Annotated in this window: 8 protein-coding genes; all 8 read left to right on the top strand. The window is 71.9% G+C overall.

From position 1 onward, the window contains the following. Positions 1-385, top strand: a 385-nt coding sequence (locus tag ACI79U_RS21340; RefSeq protein WP_457072367.1) for a flagellin, incomplete at its 5' end; no start/stop codon positions are given. Positions 386-489: 104 nt separating this feature from the next. Next, positions 490-1,884 (top strand): flagellar filament capping protein FliD, encoded by a 1,395-nt coding sequence (gene fliD, locus ACI79U_RS21335; protein ID WP_457072365.1) that lies wholly within the window; start codon positions 490-492, stop codon positions 1,882-1,884. Between the two features lie 46 nt (positions 1,885-1,930). After that, on the top strand, positions 1,931-2,317 hold the full coding sequence (gene fliS, locus ACI79U_RS21330) for a flagellar export chaperone FliS (protein WP_457072363.1): 387 nt from the start codon (positions 1,931-1,933) through the stop codon (positions 2,315-2,317). Next, a complete protein-coding gene (locus tag ACI79U_RS21325; RefSeq protein ID WP_457072361.1) occupies positions 2,314-2,700 on the top strand; it encodes a hypothetical protein in 387 nt (128 codons plus the stop codon). The genes fliS and ACI79U_RS21325 overlap by 4 nt, the downstream gene beginning before the upstream one ends. Before the next feature lie 263 nt (positions 2,701-2,963). Continuing rightward, on the top strand, positions 2,964-3,311 hold the full coding sequence (locus ACI79U_RS21320) for a flagellar basal body rod protein FlgB (RefSeq protein ID WP_457072359.1): 348 nt from the start codon (positions 2,964-2,966) through the stop codon (positions 3,309-3,311). Beyond that, on the top strand, positions 3,311-3,715 hold the full coding sequence (locus tag ACI79U_RS21315; RefSeq protein ID WP_457072357.1) for a flagellar basal body rod protein FlgC: 405 nt from the start codon (positions 3,311-3,313) through the stop codon (positions 3,713-3,715). The genes ACI79U_RS21320 and ACI79U_RS21315 overlap by 1 nt, the downstream gene beginning before the upstream one ends. A 2-nt stretch (positions 3,716-3,717) precedes the next feature. Continuing rightward, positions 3,718-4,059: a flagellar hook-basal body complex protein FliE gene (locus ACI79U_RS21310; RefSeq protein ID WP_457072355.1), complete on the top strand. Its 342-nt coding sequence runs from the start codon at positions 3,718-3,720 to the stop codon at positions 4,057-4,059. After that, on the top strand, positions 4,059-5,612 hold the full coding sequence (fliF, locus tag ACI79U_RS21305) for a flagellar basal-body MS-ring/collar protein FliF (RefSeq protein WP_457072353.1): 1,554 nt from the start codon (positions 4,059-4,061) through the stop codon (positions 5,610-5,612). Before ACI79U_RS21310 ends, fliF begins: the two co-directional genes overlap by 1 nt. Positions 5,613-5,714 lie beyond the last annotated feature (102 nt).

Genomic DNA, 5,714 nt, shown 5'->3' with positions numbered 1-5,714 from the left:
GTTCACCGCCCCGGCCAGCACCACCGGCTACACCGACGCCGACGGTGCGCTCAGCGGTTCCACCACCGACATCGCCAAGGCCACCCCGAGCTTCCAGCAGGCCACCGGGGCGTCCGCGGCGATCAAGTCGATCGACGAGGCGATCAAGTCCGTGTCGACCACTCGCGCCGACCTGGGTGCCATCCAGAACCGGTTCGAGCACACGATCAACAACCTCAACGTCGCCGTCGAGAACCTGTCGGCGTCGGAGAGCCGGATCCGCGACACCGACATGGCGCAGGAGATGACCAACTTCACCCGCACGCAGATCCTGACCCAGGCCGGCACCGCGATGCTGGCCCAGGCCAACCAGGCTCCGCAGGGCATCCTGAAGCTCCTGGGCTGATCCACCCGCACCACCTGAGCACCACCCGGTGAGGGGGGAGGCCCCCGGGCCTCCCCCCTCACTGCTCCACCCACCCCGAGACCGGAGGAACCGACATGGCAGGCATGAGCGTGAGCACGGGCCTGATCTCGGGCATCGACTACGACACGATGATCACCCAGCTCATGCAGGTCGAGGCGAACCCGCAGACGCTGCTGAAGAACCAGCTCGTCGCGGTCCAGGCCGACGCCACCGCCTACCGCGCGGTCAACACCCGCTTCGAGGCGCTCCGCTCGGCCGCGGCCGCCCTGCAGGCGGACACCACCTGGAGCGCCACCAAGGCCTCGAGCAGCAGCACCGACGTCACCGCGTCGGCGGGCGCCACCGCGGTGGCCGGCAGCGGGGTGACCTTCGCGGTCAAGCAGCTGGCCGCCACCCAGACCATGGTGAGCGGCGCGAAGTGGGCCTCGGCCACCGCGCCGGCGTCCGGCTCCGGCCTGGAGTGGCCGATCACGATCACCCGGGGCACCACGACCGTCGGCACCGTCGACGTCGCCGCCGGTGCCACGCTCGCCGACGCGGTCACCGCGATCAACGCCAAGTCGACCGAGCTCGGCGTCAAGGCGTCGCTGATCCAGGTGGGCACGGACGACGTCCGGCTGCAGCTGACCGCCACCACCGGCGGCAAGGCCGGCGTCTTCGGCGTCAGCGGCGCCGGCACCTCGACCGCCTTCCTCACGACCGCCGCCGGCCAGGACGCCGAGCTGAGCCTCGGCGGTGGGCTGGTGGCGACGTCGTCGACGAACACCTTCACCGACCTGCTCCCCGGCGTGACGATCACCGCCGCGAAGGCCGACCCGACGGGGAGCGTCACCGTCACCGTCGCCGACGACACGGCCGCTGCCGCCGCCAAGATGCAGAGCCTCGTCGATGCCGCCAACAGCCTGTTCGAGTCGATCACCGCCTACACCAGCAAGGACAGCCAGACCGCCAGCCTCAAGGGTGACACCACCCTGCGCAGTCTGGGCACCCAGATCCTGAGCATCGTCTCCTCCGGCGTCGGCGGGAAGTCCGCGTCCACCATCGGCCTGGAGCTGACCAAGACCGGCACGTTGACCTTCGACAAGGCCGCCTTCACCGCCGCGCTGTCCAGTGACCCGGCCGGGGTGCAGGACATGCTGGCGAAGAAGACGATGGTGAACCCCGGCGTCGACGGGATCGCCGGCAACGCCGACGACACGACCCTCCCGGTCGGCCTGGCCGCGCAGCTGGAGGTCCTGGCCAAGAAGGCCTCGGACAGCGCCACCGGCACGCTGACCATGCTGGCCAGCAGCAGTGACTCGACCGCCAAGGACCTCACCGCGCGCATCGAGAGCTGGGACACCCGGCTCGCCCTGCGCAAGGACGCGCTGACCCGGCAGTTCACCGCGATGGAGACCGCCCTGAGCACCCTGCAGAACCAGGGACAGTGGCTGAGCTCGCAGCTCGCCGGCCTGCCCTCCTGGTCCCAGTCCAAGTAGTCCCGCTCGCCCTCCGACGCGCTGATCCCCCAGGAGCATCTTCCCGATGAGCACCGCTTCCCTCCGCGCCCGCTACCTCGGCGACACGGTCACCACCGCGTCGCCGCAGCGGCTGCTGGTGATGCTGTACGACCGGCTCGCCCTGGACCTCGAGCGCGGCCAGACCGCCCTGGAGAACGGCGACCGGCAGGTTGCGCAGGAACAGCTGCAGCACGCCCAGGACGTCGTCTTCGGCCTGCTGGAGAGCCTGCAGGTGGATGCCTGGGAGGGTGCGCCCCGGCTGGCTGCCCTCTACAACTGGCTGATCACCGAGCTCGGCCAGGCCGCCCTCAAGGGCGACCTGCGCCGCGTGGGCGACTGCCGCAAGGTCGTCGAGCCGCTGCGGGACGCCTGGCGGGAGGCTGCGGCCTCCCTCGCGTCCGCACCCGCATGATCGGCGACCGGGCGGGGGACGACCCGGCCCGCAACCGGGTCGGGGACTTCCCCGCGCTGGTGGGCGAGGCCCGCACCTGGCCCGCGGTGCTCGATGCGCTCGAAGGCGACGTGCAGAACGCCGAGGAGACCCTCGCCCGCGACCGGGCCGAGGAGATCGCGGCCTGGGGACGGCGGTCCACGGACTGGATCCCGCCGAGCAACCTCGGTCCGCTCCCCGACGACCTGCGCGAGCGCGCCGCCCGGCTGCTGCAGCACCAGCTCGCGGTGGCCGAGGCCCTCGTCGAGCGGATCACCCAGTCGCAGAAGCAGCGCGACGTCGCCGCCCGGATGAGCTACGCCCCGTCACGCCCGGTGGCCTCCTTCATCGACCGGGCACTCTGACCGCTCCTCCCCCACGCACCTCCCCCGTCCCCCGGGGCAGAAATGGCCATTTCTGCCCCGGGGGACGTGTGCGTTGTGTGACTGGAGGTGCACGAACGGGTGCACGTGGTCATGGCAGCGGTCTCCGCTGCCGATGACTCCTCTGCACGGAACGCACCACCTCGCCACGGATCGGCGGCCCCCACGCTCGCAGGCACCCCTGCGCGCGCGTCCCGCCGTACCCGGAGGTATCTCGTGCTCCGTCGCTCCACGCTGGGCGTCCGGTGATCACCGACTCGACCATGACGGCGCTGCACGCCTCGCTCACCGGCCTGCAGCAGCGCCAGCGGGTGACCGCCGACAACATCGCCAACCTGCAGACGCCGGGCTACCTCGCCGGCCGGGTGGACTTCGAGTCCACCCTCCGCACCGAGATCGCCAACGGGGAGTCCGCCCGGGTCGGGCAGGGCTCCGTGACCCGCTCGATGGACCCGACCCGGATGGACGGCAACAACGTCAACCTGGACACCGAGACGGTGATCGCCCAGGAGACCGGCCTGCGGTACCAGCTGGCGATCAACGCCCTCGACGGCAAGTACGCGCTGCTGCGCTCTGCCCTGCGGACGCAGTGATGAGCGTCTTCGACACCCTGCGCATCGGCGGCTCGTCGCTGTTCGTCCACCGCAAGTGGATGGACGCCGTGGCGGACAACATGGCCAACATCAACACCGTCCGGCCGGCCGGCGAGGACGCCTTCCAGGAACGCATGATCGTCGCCGAGGCCGTGCAGTACGGCTCCGGCGTGGGCGGCGTGCGGGTGGCCGGCACCGAGCTCGGCAGCGCCGAGGGCCGGCTGGTCCACGAGCCGGACAACCCGCTGGCCGACGCCGACGGCTACGTCCGCTACCCCGACATCGACCTGGGCGACCAGATGTCCCAGCTGCTGATGGCCCAGCGCGGCTACCAGGCGAACCTGGCCACCATCCGCAGCGCCACCGAGGCCTACCAGCAGGCCCTCCAGCTCGGGAAGGGCTGACCGTGACCGCCCCCATCGGCCCGATCTCCTTCGCCATGCCCACGGCCGGGCTCCCCGGTGTCCAGGAGCTCACCGGCACCGCCGGGATCGCCTCGGCCGCCGGGGTCCCGTCCACCAACGGGGCCGGTGGCTTCGCCGCCGTCCTCACCGGTGCCGTGGACAACCTGCAGGCCACCCAGTCGACCGCGGACTTCCTGGCGCTGCAGGCCGCCACCGGCGACCTGCAGGACGCGCACGACTACATGATCGCCAGCACTGAGGCGAAGCTCGCCACCGAGACCGTCGTGACGCTGAAGAACTCGGCGGTGGCCGCCTTCACCGAGATCATGCGGATGCAGATCTGATGCCCGCCGCCCTCGCCGGCCCGCTGGAGCGGGTCCGCTCGATGCTGTCGACGATCAGCCTCGGCCAGAAGATCGTCATCGGTCTGCTGCTGGCCGGGCTCGTCCTCGGCGGGTTCGTCTTCACCCGCTGGGTCACGGCGTCCACGCTGTCGCCGCTGTTCAGCAACCTGTCCTCCACCGACGCCTCGGCGATCGTCGAGGAGCTCAACGCCCAGGGCGTCGCCTACGAGCTGGCCGACGGCAACCAGACGATCATGGTGGCCCAGGACAAGGTCTACGACCTGCGGCTGGCGATGAGCGGCCAGGGCCTGCCGGCCGGCAACGAGACCGGCTACGCCCTGCTGGACGAGCAGGGCATCACCACCAGCGAGTTCCAGCAGCAGATCTCCTACCAGCGTGCGCTGGAGGGCGAGCTGTCCAGCACGCTGAAGGCGATCAGCGGGGTGCGGACGGCGGTGGTGCACGTCGCGCTGCCCAAGGACGAGGTCTTCGCCACCGACGAGGGCGAGCCGACCGCCTCGGTGCTGCTGGACCTCAAGCCGGGCACGACGCTGTCCGGCGAGCAGATCCAGGCGGTCACCCACCTGGTCTCCTCCAGCGTGCAGGGCATGGCCCCGGAAGGGGTGACCGTCGCCGACTCCAACGGCGCGGTGCTCTCCGCCGCCGGCGAGGTGACCGGTGCCGGCGGCGACGCCCGGACCGAGATGGAGCAGGCCTACGAGACCCGGCTGGCCGCCAACGCCCAGCAGATCCTCGACACCGTGGCCGGCCCCGGCAAGGCGGTGGTCAAGGTCCGTGCCGACCTGGACCTGGACAAGCGGGACGCCACGACCGAGCGGTACGAGTACAACGAGGGCACCCCGGCGCTGTCCGAGCAGCGCACCGTGGAGAACTACGCCGGCACCGGCGGCGCCGTCGGCGGGGTGCTCGGCGCCGAGGACCTCGCGGTCAACGGGCAGGGCGAGTCGACGTACGAGAAGGAGTCGACCACCTCCAACAACGCCGTGGACAAGACGGTGGAGACCATCGCCGGTGCACCCGGGGCGATCAACCGGCTCACCGTCTCGGTGGTCATGGACGCCGGCATCGCCGCCGACCAGGCCGCGGTCCAGCAGCTGGTCGGCAACGCCGTCGGCCTCGACGTCGCCCGCGGCGACGCGATCACCGTGGCGGCGATGCCGTTCGACACCACCGCCGCCGACCAGGCGGCCGCGGACCTCGCCGCCGCGGAGGAGGCGGAGCAGACCGCCGCCATGTGGTCGATGATCAAGACCGGCGGCATCGCCCTCGGCATCGCCCTGCTGGTGCTCGTCGTCTGGCTCCGCTCCCGCCGCAACCGCGAGGAGTACGAGGAGTTCGACGACGAGGTGGACCCGCTGGAGCGGGCGCGGATCCAGGTGGAGAGCATCCGCGACCCCGAGCTCGACGACCGCCAGGCCCAGCTCGAGTCGGCCAAGCGCGAGCGGGTGCGCGGCGAGATCTCCGAGATGGTCAGCGAACGCCCGGACGAGGTCGCCACCATGCTGCGCGGCTGGTTCGCCGACTCCAAGTGACCCACCCTCCCGGGGGGGGGGGGGGGGGGGCCGGGGGGGGGGGGGGGGGGGGGGGGGGGGGGGGGGGGGGGGGGGGGGGGGGGGGGGGGGGGGGGGGGGGGG

The sequence above is a fragment of the Modestobacter sp. SYSU DS0904 genome, assembly GCF_054051115.1.
This window is presented reverse-complemented; position numbering and strand designations above follow the sequence as displayed.

Excerpts from the sequence above, each read along its gene's own strand:
- fliD (WP_457072365.1), top strand. The coding sequence starts at position 490 with ATGAGCGTGAGCACGGGCCTGATCTCGGGCATCGACTACGACACGATG.
- fliS (WP_457072363.1), top strand. The coding sequence starts at position 1,931 with ATGAGCACCGCTTCCCTCCGCGCCCGCTACCTCGGCGACACGGTCACC.
- ACI79U_RS21325 (WP_457072361.1), top strand. The coding sequence starts at position 2,314 with ATGATCGGCGACCGGGCGGGGGACGACCCGGCCCGCAACCGGGTCGGG.
- ACI79U_RS21315 (WP_457072357.1), top strand. The coding sequence starts at position 3,311 with ATGAGCGTCTTCGACACCCTGCGCATCGGCGGCTCGTCGCTGTTCGTC.
- fliF (WP_457072353.1), top strand. The coding sequence starts at position 4,059 with ATGCCCGCCGCCCTCGCCGGCCCGCTGGAGCGGGTCCGCTCGATGCTG.